The organism is Sphingomonas asaccharolytica NBRC 15499 (assembly GCF_001598355.1).
GTDB classification, from domain to species: domain Bacteria; phylum Pseudomonadota; class Alphaproteobacteria; order Sphingomonadales; family Sphingomonadaceae; genus Sphingomonas; species Sphingomonas asaccharolytica.
Genome location: NZ_BCYU01000186.1, coordinates 1 through 794, shown reverse-complemented (window position 1 = coordinate 794; position 794 = coordinate 1). Strand labels below are relative to the sequence as shown.

The 794-nt window shown below is 68.8% G+C and carries 1 protein-coding gene; it reads right to left on the bottom strand.

All coding sequences use genetic code 11. The features are described 5' to 3' along the window. A partial coding sequence (locus SAS01S_RS22005; protein WP_169805001.1) for an ABC transporter permease occupies window positions 1-690 on the bottom strand: 690 nt, incomplete at its 3' end. Window positions 691-794 lie beyond the last annotated feature (104 nt).

Below are 794 nucleotides of genomic sequence, written 5' to 3'. Positions count from 1 at the left end.
GAGCGCGAGGGCGCCGAACGCGATCCACGCGCCGAGCCGCTTGCGCCGCGCGATGCCGCGCTCGATCACACCGAGCAGCGCATCGACCGCGAGCGCCAATCCCGCCGCCGCGGTGCACCCCGCCAGCACCAGGGCCCAATTCTGCGTCTGCAGGCCGGCGAAGATCATATCGCCCAGGCTCGGCTGACCGACCGTGGTCGACAGCGTCGCCGCGCCGATCGTCCACACTGCCGCGGTGCGGATTCCGGCCATCAGAACGGGTGCGACCAATGGCGTCTCGACTAGCCGCAATTTCTGCCACGCCGTCATGCCGACGCCATCGGCGGCCTCGATCACCGCGGGGTCGATCCCGGCGAGGCCGGTCACGCCGTTCCTGAGGATCGGCAGCAAGGCGTAGAGGGTCAGCGCGAGGAGTGACGGCAGGAAGCCCAATGCAGGAATTCCGCCGCCGACCAAGGCCGAGAGCGACAGCAGGATCGGATAGAAAAGCGCGAGCAGTGCGAGGCTGGGGATCGTCTGGACCAGACTGGCGAAGCCGAGCACGATCCGACCGACCGCCGGCACGCGCGCCGACCACACTGCGAGCGGCAGGCTGAGGATGATCCCCAGCACCAGCGCGCTCATCGCCAGCAATAGATGCTGTGCGAGCAGGTCCGGCACGCGTGCGAGGGCGTCGAGGAAGTCGGTCACAAAAACTCCTCCCCGGTACGGGGAGGGGGACCGCCAAGCGCAGCTTGGTGGTGGAGGGGCCCCACGACCAACGAGCGGCAAGCAAGGCGGTGAAGATATCGCGG